Source organism: Sphingomonas sp. BL-S-28, from assembly GCF_055521515.1.
This window is the reverse complement of the sequence record NZ_CM145484.1, coordinates 1,287,947-1,307,275: the sequence shown is the minus strand read 5'-3', so window position 1 is coordinate 1,307,275 and position 19,329 is coordinate 1,287,947. Positions and strand designations below refer to the sequence as shown.

Below are 19,329 nucleotides of genomic sequence, written 5' to 3'. Positions count from 1 at the left end.
AAACCGGCCTTCCGACCTAAGCCTGAAACACCACCTTGGTCCCCGCTGAAACCATCTGCGCCAGCCTTGCCGCATCCCAGTTGGTCAGACGCACGCAGCCGTGGCTTTCGGTCTTGCCGATGTTCTGCGGTTCCGGCGTGCCGTGGATGCCGTAGTGCTCCTTGGACAAGTCCAGCCAGACCACGCCCACCGGCCCATTCGGCCCCGGCGGCAGCAGCTTGTCCTTGGCGTTCTTCTTGGCATCCCAGAACAAGTCCGGATTGAAGTGATAGTCGGGATTGCGCGCCTCTCCCACGATCTTCCACGTGCCGAGCGGCAGCGGATCGTGACCGCTGCCGGTGGTGACCGGGAACTGCGCGATCAGGCGGTTCTGCGCGTCGTAGGCACGCAGCGCGCCGTCAGACTTGTCGACCACCAGATGATCGGCGCGCGGCTGATCGGCCGCGATGCCCAGACGCACCAGCGTGTCGGACCAGCCGGTCTTGTCGTCCGGGATCGACGCCGGCGCGGCATCGGGGATGTCGGGCACACGGATCGCCCTGCCCGCGCCCAGCACGGTGCCGGGGCCATTGAGCGCCAGCAGAACTTCGGGCGTGGTGTGGAACCGTTCGGCCAGTGCCTCGCGCATGCTGCGATAGCCGAGATGGTCGAACTTGGCCTGCCCGGCCATGTCCTTGGGCAGATCGGGATAGAACGGCCCCCGGGCGAAGGCGATGGGGATCAGTACCTTACGCGTGCCGGATCCGCCCAGCCCGGCGAACAGCGCCTGCTGCGTGGCGGGATCTAGCTTGCCGCTTTCGGGCAAGTCGCGGGACTGCTGGAATCCCCGCAGCGCCAGCGCATAAGCGGCGCTCTGCTTGCCGTCGATCACGCCGGGCGAGAAACCGCGCCGGTCCAGCGCGACTTGCGCGCGCAGCACGGGATTGTTCGGCGCCCCTTTGTCATCGCCCGCATCGGCGAAAGCCAAGGGGGCTGCAGCGGGCGATCCCGCCGCTTGGGAGGGCGCAGCATCCGGCTCCCGCTTCTCCGATCCGCAGGCGGACAGCAGGGTAAGGATGGTCAGCGAGACGGGGAGAAAAGGCTTCAAGCGACACCGTGGTTTTGCTGGTTCGGGTGATGGCTAAACGCCCGAACCGCCTTGCGGCTGCAAAATACACCTCGGTCAGAGGTGAAACCTTTTCGGATTGGAAAGCGCCGGCGAGGCCCGCTGCGGGGGGATGGGAGAGAGGTACAGGCCTCGCCAGCGCCTGAGCTTCACCGAGACGGCGGAGGGAGGAGGCCCCGGAGAAGCTGCAATGCCAAACTATGATTCGCCCGCCGGAGGAGCAAGGGGAGCGCGGTGCCCGATCGGCAAACCTGTCTCGCCAGCGGGACAGGTTCAGTCGTTTCCGGACCGATCAGGCCGTGAGCCCCACCCGGTCCATCCGGCGATAGAACGTGGCGCGGCCGATTCCCAGCAGCCGCGCGGCGGCGGAGACATTGCCCCCTGCCCGCGCCAGTGCCTGGCGCAGCACCGTGCGATCGCCATCGTCGAACCCGCCTGCGGCCGGCTGGCCCAGAATGTCGCCCAGCGGCCGTGGGTCCAGCGCACCGCCGATCTCAAGCCGCAACCTTCGCCGCGCCGCGCGGGTGGCGCCGATCACCAGATCGTCCCGATCCACCGCCAGCAGCGCCGGGCCGCTGCTCGCGCGCTCTCCGGGCGCCAGCACGATCCGCGCATCGGCAAAGCGGTGGCAGAACACGTCGCGCTCGATCGAACGGGCGGCATCCTGCACCAGCGCGGCCACCAGCAGAGCCATCGGCTCGTCCAGATCGCGGCGCGCGCTGGAAACGTTCAGCGCGGCCATGACCTGCCCGTCCGGATCGAAGACCGGCGCCGCCATGCAGGAAACCCCGGTGTTGCGGCTGGCAAAGTGCTCGTCACGCCGGATCGTCACCGCGCGCTGTTCCACCAGGCAGGTGCCGATGCCGTTGGTGCCCTGCCGCGCCTCGCTCCATCCCGCGCCGATCGCCAGACCGTGGGCCACGAAAACGTCCTGCTCCGCATCGCTGGCCCGCATGTCCAGCACCACGCCGTCGCCATTGGCAAGCAGCAGACAGGCTCCGCTCCGCCCGACGCTGCCGAACAGCGCATCGATCACGGGTTTGGCGATCAAGGGAAGCTCTCCGCTGGCTTCGCAGATCATCGCTATCGACGCCGCGCCCAATCGCTCCGCATCGCGCAAGTTATCGGGATCCAGCCCATAGTGCAGCGCGGAGCGGCACCAGGATGCCGCCACAGGCGACAGCGCGGCCGCGGTTTCGGACCGCACCGTGCGAAGGACAATTTCACCGTGACGGAAACCCTCTGCCGCCATCGCTTTCCCCTGTTCCGGACGGGGAATCTACCTGCATTTCAACGCCCCGTCGATCATCCAATTGATCGGGAAAAACACTGAGATACGCGTCAGTTGGGAAGATTCTCGCGGAGGGGGTGCTGCGGCGGATCGCCTTTCCCGCGAGGCGCGCTTCGGCGGCGGCGATGCGATCGCCCATTGTCTCGGCCGGCCGCTTGCCATACCGGCGACCGCGATGAAGAGGCTCGATTCCTTCCTCGCAGCGTCACTGGCGCGGATCGATGGCGCTGGGCAGCGGCGCGTGCTGCGCCCCGCCGCGCTTGCCGCCGCCGGGCGCATCCGGCGTGACGGGCGCGAACTCGTCGATTTCTCCAGCAACGACTATCTCGGCTTGGCGACCCATCCGCTGCTGGCGGAGCGCGCCGCCGAATGGACGCGCGAATACGGCACCGGGTCAGGCGCATCGCGGCTGGTTACGGGCACCAGCCCGGCGCATCTCGCCCTTGAAGCGCGGATCGCGCGGTTCAAGCATGCCGAGGCAGCACTGGTTTTCGCCAGCGGCTGGCAGGCCAATGCCGCAACCATTCCCGCACTGATCACCGCCATGCCCGGCGTCGCCGTCTTCGCCGACCGACTGATCCACGCCAGCATGCATGCCGGCGTGGCCATGTCCGGCGCGCGGCAGCATCGCTTTCGCCACAACGACCTGGACCATCTGGAACAGCTTCTCGCCTCCAAGGGTGCCGAGGCCCCCGCGCGACTGATCCTGACCGAGAGCGTGTTCTCGATGGACGGCGACCGTGCCGATGTGCTGCGCTTGGCAGAGATTGCCGAACATCACGATGCCATCCTCTACATCGATGAGGCGCATGCGACTGGCGTGCTCGGCCCCCAAGGCGCCGGCCTTTCAGCGCTTGCGACAAAGGGGACGGCGGGGCGGGTCGACGTCATCATGGGCACTTTCAGCAAAGCCCTGGGCGGGTTCGGCGCCTATATCGCCGGCTCCCAGATGCTGATCGACTATCTCGTCAATGCGGCCAGCGGCATGATCTTCACCACCGCGCCGCCGCCCGCCGTGCTGGGCGCGGTCGACGCCGCCCTGGACCTGGTGCCGACGATGGAGGCCGAGCGCGCGCACCTTTCCGCACTCGGCGACCGTCTGCGTGCGGGCCTTGCCCGGCTGGGGCTGGACCATGGCGAGTCTTCCACCCAGATCGTCCCCGCCGTGATCGGCGCGGAAGCCGATGCCATGGCGCTTTCCCGCAAGCTGGAGGAAGCCGGCTTCCTCGCTTCCGCGATCCGCCCGCCAACGGTGCCGCCGGGCACAAGCCGCCTGCGCATCGCCCTGCGCGCCACGCATTCGCAAGCCGATATCGACGCGCTGCTCGCCGCCATCGAGGCGCATCGGTGAAGCTGCTCTACGCCCATGGCTGGGGTTTCGACCGAAACTTCTGGCAGCCGCTTGCTGCGCTGCTGGCCGATTTCGACGGGGCGATCGATGATCGCGGCTACTTCGGCGCCCCCTTTGCGCCCACAGTCGAAGGCCCCTGCATCGCGGTGACGCACAGCTTCGGCACGATCCGCGTGCTGGCCGATCCGCCACCGGGGCTGGCCGGCGTGGTTGCGATCAACGGCTTTGCCCGCTTCACGGCGCCGCTCGGCCAGCCGGGCGTACCGGTGCGCGTGGTGGAGCACATGATCCGCCGCTTCGGACAGACCCCGGCAGGCGTGCTCGCCAGCTTCCACCAGCAGATCGGCGGGACGGTGCCGGCGGGGAAGATCGATGCCGACCTCCTTCGCCTCGACCTGCTGCGCCTGCGCGACGCGCGCGCGCCGCTGCCCAAGGTTCCGGTGATCTCGCTGCAAGGCGGGCAGGACCCGCTGCTGCCCGGCCCGATGCGCGCCACCACGTTCGAAGGCGCGCAAGTGCGCCGGATCGAAAGCGAAGCGGGCGGACACTTGCTCCCCGTAGAAAACCCCGAACTCTGCGCCGAAGCGGTGCGCGGGCTGGCGGCGATGTTAACACCGGCGGGGCCGGCATGAACGTCCCGCGCGAAAAAGTGCGCCGCGCCTTCGCCGCCGCGCCTGATTATGACGGTCACGCCCGCGTGCAACGCGATGTGGCCGGGGCGCTGGCAGCGCGGATCGCCACGCTTCCCCTGCCTGCGAACCCGCGCGTGCTGGAAATCGGCTGCGGCACCGGCTTTCTCACCGAGGCGCTGGCTAACGTCGGCATCGGCGGCGACTGGCTGATCACCGATCTCGCGCCCGAAATGCTGGGGCGCTGCCGCGCCCGCCTGGGAGAGAACGCGCACCGCCGCTTCGCCGTGCTCGACGGGGAATATGGCGCGCCCGAAGACGGGCCCTTCGATCTGATCTGCTCCAGCCTTGCCGTACAGTGGTTCGACGATGCCCCCGCCGCGCTCGCCCGCATGGCGGGATGGCTGGCGCCCGGTGGGCACCTGATGGTCACCACGCTCGGCCCCGGCAGCTTTGCCGAGTGGCGCGCCGCCCACGCTGCCGAGGGCCTGAGCGCCGGAACACCCGCTTTCGCGCCGGTCGAGGCTTTCAGAGATTGCGCCGTCACGGTCGAAAATCACGTGGAGCGCCACGAAGACCCGATGGCCTTCCTGCGCGGCCTCAAGGCCATTGGCGCACAGGCCGCCGACGCCGATCATCGCCCGCTGACGCCGGGACAATTGCGCCGCACGCTGGGTCGATTTGCCCAAAGCGGATGCGAAGTGACTTACGAGGTCGTGACCTGTCACGTATGCCGCGCTAGTTGAGCGGCTTATGAGCACCATCATCGTAACCGGCACCGATACCGAGATCGGCAAGACCGTCTTCGCCGCCGCCCTCGCAGGCGCGCTTGGCGCGCATTACTGGAAGCCGGTGCAGGCCGGGCTGGAAGAGGACGGCGGCGATGCCGACCGCGTCGCCCGCCTCTCTGGCCTGCCGCGCGAAAAGGTGCTGGCGGAAGCCTATCGCCTCACCACCCCCTGCTCGCCCCACCGCGCGGCGGAGATCGACGGGGTGGAAATCGATCCTGCCCGCCTCGCCCTGCCGCAAGTCGACGGCCCGCTGGTGGTCGAAGGTGCAGGCGGCGCGCTCGTGCCACTCTCGCGCGGAATGACTTATGCCGATCAGTTCGCGCGCTGGAACGCGCCGGTGATCGTCGTCGCGCGCACGGTGCTGGGCACGATCAATCACTCGCTGCTGACCATCGAAGCGCTGCGCGCGCGCGGGGTCGAAGTGCTGGGCGTGGCCTTCGTCGGCGAGGCTCAGGAAGACAGCGAGGCGACGATCTGCGCGATGGGCAAAGTCCGCCGCCTCGGCCGTCTCCCGCATGTCTCGCCGCTGACGCCCGAGGCGCTGCGCGAGGCATTCGCGGCGAATTTCGACCTCAACGATTTCGTCGCGCAAACGGGGGCAGCATGACCTCTTCGATCTGGCATCCCTTCACCCAGCACGGCCTTCAGGAGCCAGTGCCGCTGGTCACCCGCTCCGAAGGCGCGCTGTTGCACACGGCGGACGGGCGCGCGGTGGTGGACGCGATCTCCTCGTGGTGGGTGACCACGCACGGCCACTGCCACCCGCGCATCATGGACGCGATTGCCGAGCAGGCGGGCAAACTGGACCAGCTGATCTTCGCAGGCTGGACGCACGAACCCGCCGAGCAGGTCGCCGCCGGCCTGCGCGCGCTGATGCCCGAGAGCCTGACGCGCGTGTTCTTCTCGGATTCGGGCTCCACCAGTGTCGAAGTGGCGCTGAAGATGGCGCTCGGCTTCTGGCACTGGCGCGGCGAAAACCGCCACCGCATCGTGGTGATGGACCATTCCTACCACGGCGACACCATCGGCGCGATGTCCGTGGGCGCGCGCGGCGTGTTCAACCGGCCCTATGACCCGCTGCTGTTCGACGTGGGCCGCATCCCCTTCCCCGCCGCCGGTGCCGAGCAGGAAACGCTGGACGCACTGGAAGCGCTCTGCCGCCAGCCGGACACCGCCGCGCTGATCGTCGAACCGCTGGTGCTCGGCTCCGGCGGGATGCTCTTCTACGGACCGGAAACGCTGGCGGCGATGCGGGATATTTGCGCCAAGTACGGCGTGCTGTTCATCGCCGACGAAGTGATGACCGCATGGGGCCGCACCGGCACCCTGCTCGCCTGCGAACAGGCGGGCGTGGTGCCCGATATCCTCTGCCTGTCGAAAGGCCTGACCGGCGGCGCGATCCCGCTGGCGGTGACGATGGCCTGCGAGCCGATCTTCGAGGCGCATTACTCGACCGACCGGGCGCGGATGTTCTTCCATTCCTCCAGCTACACCGCCAACCCGATCGCTTGCGCTGCCGCGGCGGCGAACCTTGCCATCTGGCGCGAAGAACCGGTGCTGGACCGGGTGAAGACCCTGGCCGAAAAGCAGGTGGCATGGATCGAGAAGCTGGGCCGCTTCTGCCATTTCGACAATCCGCGCACTCTGGGCACCCTGGCCGCGCTAGACCTCAAGACCAGCGGCGAAACCGGGTACATGAGCGACCTTGCCCCCCGCCTGCTGACTTTCTTCCGCGAGCGCGACGTGCTGCTGCGCCCGCTGGGCAACACGGTCTACGTCATGCCGCCCTACTGCATCACCTACGACGAACTGGCGCGCGTATGGGATGCCATCGGTGAAGCGGTGATCTCCTTTTAAGCTCGCCTCGTCGCCCAATGCGGCGGCGCACATGAAGAAGTGTTCACCACTGCACAAAAGGTTCTGTCCAGCTTCCGACGAATCGGATACTCACTCGCGCGAATAACGCTTCTCGAATTCGACGTTTCACTTGTTCGGGAAGCACCAAGGTCTTCCCGGCGCCGAGAGGAAAGACCGCGATGACGCTCCGTATCAATTCCGAAGCGCCCAATTTCAGGGCGGAGACCACCGAAGGCCCGATCAATTTCCACGAATGGATCGGCGATAGCTGGGCGATCCTGTTCTCGCACCCCAAGGACTTCACGCCGGTCTGCACCACCGAGCTGGGCTATATGGCCAGCCTCAAGCCCGAATTCGACAAGCGCAACACCAAGGTGATCGGCCTCAGCATCGATCCCGTCGGCAATCACGACCGCTGGGCCGAGGACATTGCCGAAACGCAGGGCACCAGGCCGAACTTCCCGATGATCGGCGACACCGAACTGACCGTTGCCAAGCTCTACAACATGCTGCCGGAAGCGATCGAGGGCGGCGCCGAGGGGCGTACGGCCGCCGATAACGCCACCGTGCGCACCGTCTTCGTGATCGGCCCGGACAAGCGGATCAAGCTGATGATCAGCTATCCCATGACCACCGGCCGCAACTTCGACGAGATTCTGCGCGTGCTCGATTCGATGCAGCTCACCGCCCGCCACCGCGTGGCGACGCCGGTGAACTGGCAGGACGGGGAGAAGGTGATCATCGTGCCCGCCGTGTCGGATGACGAAGCGGCGGCGATCTATCCGGATGGTTGGGAGACGCTGAAGCCCTACCTGCGACTGGTGCCCCAGCCGGAGTAAGCCGTCTCAAGATCCTCCCCCACCGGGAGAGGTGGCAGCGCGAAGCGCTGACGGAGGGGGCTTTTGGCAGCACTGCGCCATTCCCCTTCCACCACCCTTCGGGCGGTCCCCCTCCCCCGGTGGGGGAGGATCGCTTGGCCGCGATCAAACCGCCTCGATCGTCACCGTATCGATGGTGAACGAGCCATCCGCCTCGATCCCGAACCACGCCGCCACTTCCGCCGGAGCGACCGCCTGAAGCCCCCGGATCGTCGCCACCCGCTCAGGCGGCGTGCGCATGCGGGCGGTCCAGGTCGCGAAGTCCATCCGCAAGCGCCCGGTTCGCACCTCTCGCGCCGCAAACCCGGCCCGATCCAGCATCGCGATCCACTGCGCCACCGTGTAATCGCGCACGTGGCTGACATCCCGCAGCAGTTCCACGGCCTGCAGATGCGTGTCCGCCGAAGCATCGCCCGGCGCCACCACATCCACGAAGATCGCCGGCGATCCCGCCTTCAGCACCCGCCGAGCCTCGCGCAGACCGGCCTCGGCATCGCGCCAGTGGTGTGTGGAGAAACGGCAGGCGAGGAAATCGAACGCGTCGTCCGCAAACGGCAGCGCTTCGGCTGGCGCAGCTTCCACGGCGATGTTCGCAAGGCCTCGCCGCGCTGCCTCGGCGGCAACCTGCTCCAGCATCTCCGGTGACAGATCGCAGGCCATCACCTGCTCCGCATGCGGCCCCATCGCATAAGCGACATGCCCGCCCCCCGCGCCGAGATCGATCGCATGGCGCGGCGCGGCGACGAGTGCGCGCGCGGCGATGGTTTCGAGATCCGCGCCAGAGGCGTGAACGGCGCTGGTCACATAAGCAGCGGACATTTCGCCGAACTGGCTTTGCGCCAGCCCATGCTGCGTGGGGGCATATTGTGTCTGATCGGTCATGGTCGATCTCCTTTCGGCGCTCCACATGAACGCAATTTAGCCTGTTACAATGGACATAATTATCCTGTTATAAATGCTGCCATGTCCACCGAGGAACAACGCCGCCTGCTGGGCGCCTTCGTCCGCGCCCGCCGCGAAGGACTCGCCCCCGAAGGTCATGCCCGTCGTCGCCGCACGCCCGGCTTGCGACGTGAGGAACTGGCTGCCCGCGCCGCCATTGGCTCCACATGGGTCGCCTGGATCGAACAGGGCCGCGAGGTGCGCCCTTCCGCCGAAACGCTCGGCCGCCTTGCCGGTGCCCTCAGCCTGTCACTGGCCGAGCGCGACTACCTCTTTTCCCTCGCCGAACGCCGCGACCCCGCCGATCCCTTCGCCGCTTCGCGCGAGGCCGCGCCGCCCGCAATCACCGCGGCCGTGGCCGCGCTGCCCTTCCCGGCCTATGCGCTGGATCCCGCATGGTCGGTCTGCGCCGCCAATCCCGCCGCGCGGCGCTTGTTCACCGGGCTGTTCGACAGCGAGAGCGCGCCCAATCTGCTGCGTTACGTCTTCACCTACCCCGCCGCGCGCACGCTACTGCCCGACTGGCACACCCGCGCCATGCGTCTGCTCGCCGAGTTCCGCCGCGACTACGGCCGCGTGATGAGCGATCCGCGCGTGGGCGCCGTGGTGGAATGGCTCCAGAACGAGAGCCCGGAATTCCGAGAGGGATGGGAGAGCCAGTCGGTGCTCGCGCGCGAAGGCGGAGCGCGCGATTTCCTGCACCCGGAGGACGGGTTGCTGCACTTCACCCAGCACACTCTGGCGGATGTAGAGCGAGAGGATTTTCGCTTGGTGTTTCTGGAACCGGCTGCCGCGACCGAGCCCTGAGCTAAGCACCAATCAGACCTGCTGCGATTGTCGCAGCCACACACACTCCGTCGCCCCCGCGAAGGCGGGGGCCCGCTGCCTTCGCGCTACGCTTCAAGAAAGCGGGGTCCCCGCCTTCGCGGGGACGACGGGGGGTATTGATCTGGACTAGCTCTTGGTCGGCCCGAGCGGCGCGGTTTAGCCAACCGCGCGTTGCCGCGCCCTAAAGCTCCATCACACTCGGCTTGCTCGACCGCTCGATCATGCCGGTCGTCCGCTCGCCATCCCAGGTGTAGAAAGCATGGCTCTGCTGCACGAGCGGGAAGTCCTTCGGCCAGTCCGGCGGCAGCACATGCCCGCCGCGTGAACGGGTGTTGGTGAAGGTCTCGCCCGCGATCTCCACGCGGCGGCCGTCGATGGTTTCCAGCACGAAGGACACGTCCTCTCCCCCGGTCAGGAAACGGCGCAGCCACGACACCTGCACCGGACGCGCCGGGGTGCGCGTGCCATCGGCATCGATGATCCAGCCCTCGGCATAGTTGAGGCCACCATCTTCTCTCGGGGGGTAGATGTTGAACCCGAAAGCGCGCCCGCTGGGGAAAGTGGCGGATTGCCAGCAGTGGCCCCAGAACCCGGCGAAAGCGCGGAAACCGGTGCGACGGATGCGCAACCCATTGGCCTTGAATGGGCGGCTTTCGCCATTGACGGTGAGCGTGCCGGCGCAGCGGAACAGCTGTTCGTAGCGCGGGCTCATGAAACTGCCCTGCTCGCCGCCCAGTGCTTCGGCGGCTTCGGGCAGAAGCGATCCCGGCACCCACGGCGGCGCGGCCATTTCCATGTCGACCGCAATTTCGAGATCGGCCCAGGCGGTTTCCGCGAAGCCGGGATTGTCGATGATTTCCTGCGCCGTGGTTTCGGCGACTTGGCCCTTATAGGTCGCGGTCCAGCGGCGGAACGGTTCCACGCATTCGAAGCGGACCGGCCCGGTACCGCGCACGGTGGGACGGCCATCGGTGCCGTAGGGCGAATGCGTCTCGCCATCGCCGCGCTTGGAGAGCAGGCGGCCGTCGGCAAAGGCAACGTCCAGCCAGAACTCGTGACGATCCCAGTGCGATCCCACCGCCTCGACGCCGATGCGCATGGCGAAGAGGCCGTTTTCTTCCTCGATCCACACATTCACGGCATCGCGCAGGCCATCGTCGGGCTTTTCCGCGACGACGAATTCGCGATCCTCGGGAACGCCGCCGGTCAGGTCCATCGCTGCGGTAGCCATAGTTCTCCCTTCCCTACTTTTGTGGGCGGAAGGCTGTCATGGCAGGCGCGTCAGGTCACGCCCCGGCAGATGCGCCGGGGCGATATCGGACCTGTCTCAAGCGGCAGGAATCAGGCGTAGGGCGGCTTGTGAAGGCCCTTGAGGCTGGTCGTGAAGATCTCGCAGCCGGTCTCGGTGATACCGATCGAGTGCTCGAACTGGGCCGAAAGCGACTTGTCGCGCGTCACCGCCGTCCAGCCATCCGAAAGCAGCTTCACCGGCGGCTTGCCCAGGTTGATCATCGGTTCGATGGTCATGAACATGCCCGGCTTGAGCAGCGGACCGGTGCCGGGGCGGCCGGCATGCACCACTTCGGGCGCGTCATGGAACAGGCGGCCGAGGCCGTGGCCGCAGAACTCGCGCACGACGCCATAGCGGAACGACTCGGCATAGGCCTGAATGGCCGCGCCGATGTCACCCACGCGGTTGCCGGGCTTGGCCTGCTCGATGCCGATCATCAGGCATTCGTAAGTCACGTCGACAAGGCGGCGGGCCTTCAGCGAGACGTCGCCGGCCAGGTACATGCGGCTGGTGTCGCCGTGCCAGCCATCGAGCAGCGGGGTCACGTCGATATTGACGATATCGCCGTCCTTGATCGTCTTGTCGGACGGAATGCCGTGGCAGACCACGTGGTTGATCGAGATACAGCACGAATGCGCATAGCCGCGATAGCCCAGCGTGGCGGGCACCGCGCCGCCGTCCAGCGTCAGTTCGCGCACCTTGTCGTCGATCTCGGCGGTCGACACGCCGGGCTGCACCATCGGCGCGATCTCGTCGAGAATCGAAGCGGCAAGGCGGCCGGCCTTGCGCATGCCCTCGAAGCCCTCGGGGCCGTGCAGCTTGATGGTGCCGTCGCGCAGGACGGTTTCACTTCCGGGTTCTACGGTCTGGTATTCGGTCATGGAGCCAAGATAGCGAGCATGGATTGAAAATGCGAATCAGGACTGCGCAGGTGCGGTTGCGTTTCCTCGATGCATCACTTTCCAAGCGAGAAACTGGCCCGATATTGGGGCTTCAACGCCGCCATCACGGCGCCCGTCACCGGCAAGGTGATCTCATAGCTGCCCTCTGCATAGGGCCCGGCATTGTACGGCGGCACCAGCACGCCGATGCGGTCGAACGTCTGCCCGTTGGTGGAGCCCAGGATCACCACCTGATCGAGCGGATCGATGCATTCGGAGAACATCTCGTCGCTCTTGTCGATCGGGCCGCCCCGGCGCTTGACCCGCTCCTTGTCGAGCGCGGCGCAGAACGGCGTGCGCAGGGCCTTGGACAAGGCCGCCTTGCTGACGAAAAGATCGACCGGCTTACGGACGGTCTCTGCATGCCGGTCCCAGAGCAGCGTGTCCGATCCGCTCATGCCATGCGCGCCGCCGGAGTACGTGTAGAATTCAGAGGAGATCGACAGCCAGCCGGGCAGACTGGCGACGACCTTCCAGTCTTCCTGATAGCTGTGCGCGTGGTAGGGGAAATCGTTCTTCTTGGCCTCGGCGCGGTCGTCCTTGGCGGAGCCGATCAGTTCCGTCCGCTGCTGGTCGAGTTGCTTGTCCAGTTCAGCCTTCAGGCCCGGAATCGCGCCCGCCGCATCAGGGTAGGAATAGTCGAACTCATAGAGATCGTTCGCCACCTTTTCCTTGCGGGCCCCACCCACGGGCACGGCGCTGGCATCGTCGGTGGGGGTGCCGGCATCCTCGGTAGCCACTGCCTGCACGGGCGCTTCGGAAGCGGTTGCGCTGGGCGAAGGCGCGGGATCGCCCTTGCAGCCCGCCAGCATAAGCATCGCTGTTGCAACGGACGCCATCAACCAACCACGATTTCGCATCATTTTCCTCTCGGCTACCGCTCTCAGGAAGGCTAGAGAATCTGGCCATGAGCGACAAGAACGCATTGATTCAGCCCGACCGTGGCCAGAAGGCCGTGACCATCCACCTTGTGAACAAGGATGGACTGGACCAATTCCTCAAGGGCCTCTCGGTTCCGCAGCGCGCCGCGCTGGATGCGCAGAAATTCGCGGGCGACGCGGGCACCCATGCGATCTTTGCCGATGGCGATGGCTGGGCAGTTGTGGCCGGCGTTGCCGATCCCGCGGCACTCACCTCATGGTGCCTTGGCAAGCTGGCCGATGTACTGCCCGAAGGCACCTATCGCTGTTCGGGCGGAGAACCTGGCAAGGCGCTGCTGGGCTGGGTGACCGGACAGTACCGGTTCGACCGCTATCGCTCCGACCCTTCCGACGAAGGCCCGCGCATTCTCCTCACCGGTGAGGTCAAGGCCATCGACGCGATGATCGCCGCGGCCGAGGCGACCGAACTCGTGCGCGATCTGGTCAACACGCCGGCCGAGGACATGGGGCCGGGTCAGCTTGAGGCGGAGGCCGAAGGGCTGGCCAAGGCGTTTCGCGCGGAAATCCATGTGACGCGCGGCGAAATGCTGGAGCGGGAATACCCGATGGTCCACGCCGTCGGCCGCGCGGCGGGCCGCTCCCACGCACCGCGCCTGATCGAACTGGAATGGGGCGATCCCAAGCACCCCCGTATCGCCGTCATCGGCAAGGGCGTGTGCTTCGATTCGGGCGGGCTGGACATCAAGCCCGGCGCCGGAATGCTGCTGATGAAGAAGGACATGGGCGGCGCCGCGCATGCCCTCGCCCTCGCCCGCCTGATCATGGGCGCGAAGCTGCCGGTGCGCCTGCACCTGCTGATCCCGGCGGTGGAGAACGCCATCGCCGGCAACTCCTTCCGCCCCGGAGACGTGCTCAAGAGCCGCGCCGGGATCACCGTCGAGATTGGCAATACCGATGCCGAGGGCCGTCTGGTGCTGGGCGATGCCCTCACCCGCGCGGGCGAGAAGGAGCCGGAACTGGTGATCGACTTCGCCACCCTGACCGGCGCCGCGCGCGTGGCGGTCGGCCCCGATCTTCCGGCGCTGTTCACGCGGCAGGACGGCACCGCGCAGGAGATCCTCGATGCCGGCCTTGCGGTGGACGACCCGTGCTGGCGCCTGCCGCTCTACGACGGGTACCGCGAATACCTGAAGTCCGACATTGCCGACATCAACAATGCCGGATCGAGCGGCTTTGCCGGGTCGAGCACCGCCGCGCTGTTCCTCGATCGCTTCGTGCCGGCCGGAACCGACTGGATTCACTTCGACACTTTCGCATGGCGCCCTGCCACCAAGCCGGGCCGTCCCAAGGGCGGCGACGCGCTGGGGCTGCGTGCGGCGTGGCACGTGTTGCAGCAGCGCTACACCCCGTCTGGCGGCTAATGTTGCGAAATGGGCGAAGCACCGCTAAGCGCGCGCATCTTTGCTTTTGGAGATTCCCCCGCGTTGGCCACTGAGGATTCCTATACCCGCCCCCAGACGGAAGGCACGCTTGCCGGAAAGCAGCTTGCCATGACGGGGCCGAGCGTGACCGCGGATCCCGGCTGCCTGCCCGTTCGCGGCGACCTTGCGCATATCAAGCTCGCCGGTCGCTACTTCGTGCCGCACTATGCGGTGCCGATGCCGCACAAGGTTCTGGACGGCGCCGTGCTGCGCACCTTCGGACGTGACGAGGCAGAGGCGATTCGCGAGTTGCCCGTGGGCGAGACGTTCAACGTGCTGGACATCGCCGGTCAGTGGGCCTGGGGCCAGCTGGGCGAAGACGGCCAGGTCGGCTATGTTTCGCTGAGCCAGATCGAGGCTGCAAACTGATGGCGAAGAGTGTCTTCATCGACGGTGCCGCTGGCACCACTGGGCTTGAAATCGCCGAGCGGCTTGCCGGTCGCAGCGAATTCGAACTGATCGTCCTCGACGAAGCCCGTCGCAAGGACGATGCCGCCCGCGCCGAAGCGCTCAATGCCGCAGACTTCGTGATCCTCTGCCTGCCCGACGATGCCGCCAAGGCCGCCGTCGGCATGATCCGCAACGACACCACCCGCGTGATCGACGCCTCTTCGGCGCACCGCGTTGCGCCGGACTGGACTTACGGCTTCCCCGAAGTGGTGGGGCGTGAGACCGTGGCCGCCGCGCGGTTCGTCAGCAATCCGGGCTGCTATCCCACCGGCTTCATCGCACTGGTCGCGCCGCTGGTGCGCGCCGGGTTGCTGCCGGCCGACTGGCCTTATGTGTGCCATGCCGTCTCCGGCTATTCGGGCGGCGGCAAAGCCCTGATCGCCCGCTTCGAGGAAGACCGCGACATCGCCTTCCGCGCTTATGGCCTGGCGATGGGCCACAAGCACGTGCCGGAAATGACCGCGCATGTCGGCCTGACCCACGCACCGATTTTCGCCCCCGCCGTGGTGCCCGCGCATCGCGGCATGCTGGTCGAAGTGCCGCTGCATCTTTCGATGATGCCCAAGGCCGGCACTGCCGCCGACCTGCGCGCCGCGCTGGCCGAGTTCTATGCAGGCAGCGAAATCGTCACCGTGGTTGACGATCAGCCTGACGAACTGCTGCTGCGCGCCTCGATGGAGCCGGTCGATACGCTGACGCTGCGTGTTCTCGGCGCCCAGGACGGATCGCAGGCCCGCATGGTCGCCATGCTCGACAATCTCGGCAAGGGTGCGAGCGGCGCGGCGGTGCAGAACCTCAATCTGATGGCGGGCCTTCCGGAGACCGCAGGTTTGCGCCTCTAGACAAACGCCTTCCTCTCAACGAACATGAGCGCCGCAGATCCCCAACCGGATCCGCGGCGTTTTTCGTTTACCCTCAGGAGCGGTGTTAACCACGCCGCTAACGACAGCGCCCTGCCGCCTTGTTCGCAGGCAGCACTTGCACAATTTTCAGGCACACCCTGCCCACTTCTTGAACAGATGTTGTGCCTCCTCCGGCATTGACCCTTATAAGACTGCTTAACGGCTATCGAAAAGGTGCAAATCCGGGCTTTTCGCGCCTGCACACTTCGCCTAGGACTTTCGCAACCGCATTGGCACGATTCTTGATGGGAGTCGCGCGCGAGGCAGCTGGTTCCCGGGACCGGACTCCTCATCGGAAGAAGCCGGGAAACAAGCGCAGGGGTCTAGACAGGCGTGAAGAAAATCGAAGCGATCATCAAGCCGTTCAAACTCGACGAAGTGAAGGAAGCGCTGCACGAAGTGGGCGTCTCGGGCATCACGGTTACCGAGGCGAAGGGCTTCGGCCGCCAGAAGGGCCACACGGAACTCTATCGCGGCGCCGAGTACGTGGTCGACTTCCTGCCCAAGGTGAAGCTTGAGGTGGTAGTTCCTGATGCCCTGGCCGAACGCGTTGTCGAAGCGATCGCCGACGCCGCGCAGACCGGCCGCATCGGCGACGGCAAGATTTTCGTCGTGCCGATCGAGACCGCCGTCCGCATCCGCACCGGCGAGCGTGACGACGACGCGCTCTAAGGCGCGACCGATTTGATAGGAGGGGTCGTCCGTCGCCTGACGGGCACGCCTTCCCGCACAGAGATTTTCCGGGCCCGTCCCCTAGCGGAGACTGGACCGGATCGGGAATGGACGGTCGGGGGGCCGTCCATTCCCGAAAGACACGAAATGCCCAAACTCAAAGTCTCTTTCGGGATCGGAAGAGCATCACTGGAGAACCAAGATAATGGCTAGTGCAAAGGACGTCCTCAAGAAGATCAAGGACGAGGAAATCGAGTGGGTTGATCTGCGTTTCACCGACCCGAAGGGCAAGTGGCAGCACCTCACCATGGTTTCTTCGGTCCTGGGTGAGGACGAGCTGGAAGACGGCCTGATGTTCGACGGTTCGTCGATCGAAGGCTGGAAGGCCATCAACGAGTCGGACATGATCCTCAAGCCCGACCTCGACGCCGTCTACGTCGATCCGTTCTCGGCCACGCCGATGCTGATCCTGTTCTGCGACATCGTCGAACCGTCGACCGGCGAACTCTATGCCCGCGACCCGCGCTCGACCGCGAAGCGCGCTGAATCGTTCGTGAAGTCGGCCGGCTTCGGCGACACCGTCTACGTCGGCCCCGAAGCCGAATTCTTCATGTTCGACGACGTGAAGTTCTACGACGGTTACGAAGGCAACGGCTTCAAGATCGACGACATCGAACTGCCCGGCAACTCGGACAAGTCGTACGACCAGGGCAACCTGGGCCACCGTCCGCGCGCCAAGGGCGGCTACTTCCCGGTCGCTCCGGTCGACTCGGCTGTCGACATCCGCGCCGAGATGGTCACCACCATGCTCGAAATGGGCCTGCCCTGCGACAAGCACCACCACGAAGTGGCGGCTGCCCAGCACGAACTCGGCCTGACCTTCGGCACGCTGGTCACCACCGCCGACCGCATGCAGATCTACAAGTACGTCGTGCACATGGTCGCGCAGGCTTACGGCAAGACCGCCACGTTCATGCCGAAGCCGATCATGAAGGACAACGGATCGGGCATGCACACCCACATCTCGATCTGGGACAAGGGCAGCCCGCTGTTCGCCGGTAACGGCTATGCCGGTCTCTCCGACATGTGCCTGTACTTCATCGGCGGCGTCATCAAGCACGCCAAGGCCCTCAACGCCTTCACCAACCCGACCACCAACAGCTACAAGCGTCTGGTGCCGGGCTATGAAGCCCCCGTGCTGCTCGCCTACTCGGCGCGCAACCGTTCGGCTTCGTGCCGCATCCCCTACGGTGCGGGCGACAAGGCAAAGCGCGTGGAATTCCGCTTCCCCGACGCGATGGCCAACCCGTACCTGTGCTACGCCTCGCTGCTGATGGCTGGCCTGGACGGCATCAAGAACAAGATCCACCCTGGCGACGCCATGGACAAGAACCTCTACGATCTGCCGCCGGCCGAACTCGCCGAAGTGCCGACCGTTTGCGGTTCGCTCCGTGAAGCGCTCGACTCGCTGGCTGCCGACCACGACTTCCTTCTCGAAGGCGGCGTGTTCACCAAGGACCAGATCGAAGCCTACCTCGAACTCAAGTGGCCGGAAGTGCTGCGCTGGGAAACCACGCCGTCGGCCGTCGAATTCGACATGTACTACAGCGCTTAACCCGCGCTGCCTCTCGCAAGAGAGCGAACCTCGGTTCACCGAGTGGGGCCTCCGGACTTGTCCGGGGGCCCTTTTTCTTTACCCTCCCCACCCGGCCGCCCTCCCGCCCCTGTTTGCCCGACCATCAGGCCGTTGCGACCATTGGCGACATGACGGGGGGAACAGCGGCCGGTATGCAACCGTTGCCTTTTCCCGAAGGAGACCCTGCATGGCCCGCACGCGCAGCACATTGACCAAGGCAACCGCCTCCCTTGCCCTGCTGGCGCTTTCGGCTTCCGTCAGCGCGCAGCAACCCGGCCACGATCAGGGGCCGCCGCAAGGTGGCGACCGGCCCGGACAACCTTCCGCCCCCCGCGATACCGGTCGGCCCAATCCGTCCGGCGATCGCCCGCAAGTCCATCCCGAAGCGGGGCAAACCCGGCCCGATGCGCCGGAACGCAATGCGCAGCGTGCGAATGCCCCCCGCGATCAGGGACCGCGTGAGCAGGGGTCTCACCAGCAGGGTCCTCATGAACAGAACCCCCGCGATCCGGGGCCCAATAATTCAAGACCGCGCGATCCTGGCCGCGACACCGGTCGCGATCCCCGCCCGGATGGCGACCGTCCCGCGCCGAAAGACGCAGGCCCCGACAGAGGCCCAGGCCAACCCCCGCAGCAGGAAGCATCCCGTCGCCGCGAACAGGAGCAACAATGGCAGCAGCAACGCGGCCAACAGCAGCGCCCGATCCGCGACGATGTGCGCGACATCGCGCATCGTGATGCGCAGGGCCGGTCGTTCGAGGTGCCCACCAACGACCGGGTGAATATCGTCACCGCCTCCGGCCATTCCTACTGGGCCGCGCAGCCCCCGCGCCAAAGCTTCGGCGGCTGCCCACCCGGCATCGCCAAGCGCTATGCGAACTGTGCTCCGCCGGCCCTGAGCGAGCCTGCGCCCAACCGCTGGAAACTGCCGGGCTGGTACGGGGACTACACCCGCGACGCCGGATACCGCTACACGGAAGGCTATCTGCTCCGCCTTGGCCCGGACAGCGCGGTCGCCAGCTATATCCCCCTGCTCGGCGGTGCACTGGCGGTGGGTCGGGTGTGGCCGGCGACCTATGGCGCCGCACCGCTGCCCGATTACTATTCGCGCTATTACGACCTCGGCCCGGCCAGCGGCTATCGCTATTACGACGATGTGATCTACCGCGTCGATCCCGACGACGCCGCCATCACCGCCGTGGCCGCGCTGTTGACCGGGAACGCGATCGAGGTCGGCGGCACGATGCCTGCCGGCTATGACGTCTACAACGTGCCCTACCGCTATCGAGACCAATATTTCGATGGGCCCAAGGCGTTATACCGCTATTCAGATGGCACGATCTACCAGATCGATCCCGCCACGCGCCTGGTGCAGGCGGCCATCGAACTGCTCGCCTGATCCG

General features: G+C 66.4%; 19 protein-coding genes. 13 read left to right on the top strand and 6 right to left on the bottom strand.

The window, feature by feature from the left end:
* Positions 1-16 precede the first annotated feature (16 nt).
* The gene (locus tag ACZ1JC_RS14980; protein ID WP_465136101.1) at positions 17-1,087 is read right to left on the bottom strand and encodes a L,D-transpeptidase family protein; all 1,071 of its coding nucleotides are present in this window, start codon (positions 1,085-1,087) and stop codon (positions 17-19) included.
* 310 nt (positions 1,088-1,397) lie between these two features.
* Positions 1,398-2,357, bottom strand: coding sequence for a GAF domain-containing protein (locus tag ACZ1JC_RS14975; RefSeq protein ID WP_465136102.1), 960 nt, complete (start codon positions 2,355-2,357; stop codon positions 1,398-1,400).
* A gap of 214 nt (positions 2,358-2,571) precedes the next feature.
* Between ACZ1JC_RS14975 and bioF the strand changes: the two genes are divergently transcribed.
* From bioF to ACZ1JC_RS14945, 6 genes are all read left to right on the top strand, one after another.
* Positions 2,572-3,747, top strand: a complete 1,176-nt coding sequence (gene bioF, locus ACZ1JC_RS14970; protein ID WP_465136103.1) for an 8-amino-7-oxononanoate synthase — start codon at positions 2,572-2,574, stop codon at positions 3,745-3,747.
* A complete protein-coding gene (locus ACZ1JC_RS14965) occupies positions 3,744-4,379 on the top strand; it encodes an alpha/beta fold hydrolase (protein ID WP_465136104.1) in 636 nt (211 codons plus the stop codon). The genes bioF and ACZ1JC_RS14965 overlap by 4 nt, the downstream gene beginning before the upstream one ends.
* Positions 4,376-5,122: a methyltransferase domain-containing protein gene (locus ACZ1JC_RS14960; RefSeq protein WP_465136105.1), complete on the top strand. Its 747-nt coding sequence runs from the start codon at positions 4,376-4,378 to the stop codon at positions 5,120-5,122. The genes ACZ1JC_RS14965 and ACZ1JC_RS14960 overlap by 4 nt, the downstream gene beginning before the upstream one ends.
* A gap of 7 nt (positions 5,123-5,129) precedes the next feature.
* Positions 5,130-5,774 (top strand): dethiobiotin synthase, encoded by a 645-nt coding sequence (gene bioD / locus ACZ1JC_RS14955; RefSeq protein WP_465136106.1) that lies wholly within the window; start codon positions 5,130-5,132, stop codon positions 5,772-5,774.
* Positions 5,771-7,024: an adenosylmethionine--8-amino-7-oxononanoate transaminase gene (locus ACZ1JC_RS14950; RefSeq protein ID WP_465136107.1), complete on the top strand. Its 1,254-nt coding sequence runs from the start codon at positions 5,771-5,773 to the stop codon at positions 7,022-7,024. Before bioD ends, ACZ1JC_RS14950 begins: the two co-directional genes overlap by 4 nt.
* A 179-nt stretch (positions 7,025-7,203) precedes the next feature.
* Positions 7,204-7,863: a peroxiredoxin gene (locus tag ACZ1JC_RS14945; protein WP_465136108.1), complete on the top strand. Its 660-nt coding sequence runs from the start codon at positions 7,204-7,206 to the stop codon at positions 7,861-7,863.
* 144 nt (positions 7,864-8,007) lie between these two features.
* On the opposite strand, the gene ACZ1JC_RS14940 is transcribed toward ACZ1JC_RS14945, so the two are convergent.
* Positions 8,008-8,784 carry a class I SAM-dependent methyltransferase gene (locus ACZ1JC_RS14940; protein WP_465136109.1) on the bottom strand — a complete coding sequence of 259 codons (777 nt, stop codon included), beginning with the start codon at positions 8,782-8,784 and terminating at the stop codon, positions 8,008-8,010.
* Positions 8,785-8,865: 81 nt separating this feature from the next.
* Between ACZ1JC_RS14940 and ACZ1JC_RS14935 the strand changes: the two genes are divergently transcribed.
* Positions 8,866-9,651 (top strand): helix-turn-helix domain-containing protein, encoded by a 786-nt coding sequence (locus tag ACZ1JC_RS14935; RefSeq protein WP_465136110.1) that lies wholly within the window; start codon positions 8,866-8,868, stop codon positions 9,649-9,651.
* Positions 9,652-9,853: 202 nt separating this feature from the next.
* Here the strand turns inward: ACZ1JC_RS14935 and ACZ1JC_RS14930 are convergent, their stop codons facing one another.
* From ACZ1JC_RS14930 to ACZ1JC_RS14920, 3 genes are all read right to left on the bottom strand, one after another.
* Entirely contained in the window at positions 9,854-10,903 is a 1,050-nt protein-coding gene (locus ACZ1JC_RS14930; protein WP_465136111.1) for a hypothetical protein, read from the bottom strand.
* A 110-nt stretch (positions 10,904-11,013) separates the two neighbouring features.
* Positions 11,014-11,844, bottom strand: coding sequence for a type I methionyl aminopeptidase (map, locus tag ACZ1JC_RS14925; protein WP_465136112.1), 831 nt, complete (start codon positions 11,842-11,844; stop codon positions 11,014-11,016).
* A gap of 74 nt (positions 11,845-11,918) precedes the next feature.
* Positions 11,919-12,722, bottom strand: coding sequence for a DUF4163 domain-containing protein (locus tag ACZ1JC_RS14920; protein ID WP_465136113.1), 804 nt, complete (start codon positions 12,720-12,722; stop codon positions 11,919-11,921).
* A gap of 89 nt (positions 12,723-12,811) precedes the next feature.
* On the opposite strand from ACZ1JC_RS14920, the gene ACZ1JC_RS14915 reads away from it, so the two are divergent.
* The 6 genes from ACZ1JC_RS14915 to ACZ1JC_RS14890 all read left to right on the top strand — a co-directional run bounded on the left by ACZ1JC_RS14915 (position 12,812) and on the right by ACZ1JC_RS14890 (position 19,325).
* Entirely contained in the window at positions 12,812-14,206 is a 1,395-nt protein-coding gene (locus tag ACZ1JC_RS14915) for a leucyl aminopeptidase family protein (protein WP_465136114.1), read from the top strand.
* Positions 14,207-14,335: 129 nt separating this feature from the next.
* Entirely contained in the window at positions 14,336-14,635 is a 300-nt protein-coding gene (locus tag ACZ1JC_RS14910; protein ID WP_465138587.1) for an SH3 domain-containing protein, read from the top strand.
* Positions 14,635-15,558 carry an N-acetyl-gamma-glutamyl-phosphate reductase gene (gene argC, locus ACZ1JC_RS14905; protein WP_465136115.1) on the top strand — a complete coding sequence of 308 codons (924 nt, stop codon included), beginning with the start codon at positions 14,635-14,637 and terminating at the stop codon, positions 15,556-15,558. Before ACZ1JC_RS14910 ends, argC begins: the two co-directional genes overlap by 1 nt.
* Before the next feature lie 393 nt (positions 15,559-15,951).
* Positions 15,952-16,290, top strand: a complete 339-nt coding sequence (locus ACZ1JC_RS14900; protein WP_021233466.1) for a P-II family nitrogen regulator — start codon at positions 15,952-15,954, stop codon at positions 16,288-16,290.
* 205 nt (positions 16,291-16,495) lie between these two features.
* Entirely contained in the window at positions 16,496-17,905 is a 1,410-nt protein-coding gene (glnA, locus tag ACZ1JC_RS14895; RefSeq protein WP_465136116.1) for a type I glutamate--ammonia ligase, read from the top strand.
* A 208-nt stretch (positions 17,906-18,113) separates the two neighbouring features.
* Complete coding sequence (locus tag ACZ1JC_RS14890; RefSeq protein WP_465136117.1) at positions 18,114-19,325, top strand: hypothetical protein; 1,212 nt, start codon at positions 18,114-18,116, stop codon at positions 19,323-19,325.
* Positions 19,326-19,329: the final 4 nt, after the last annotated feature.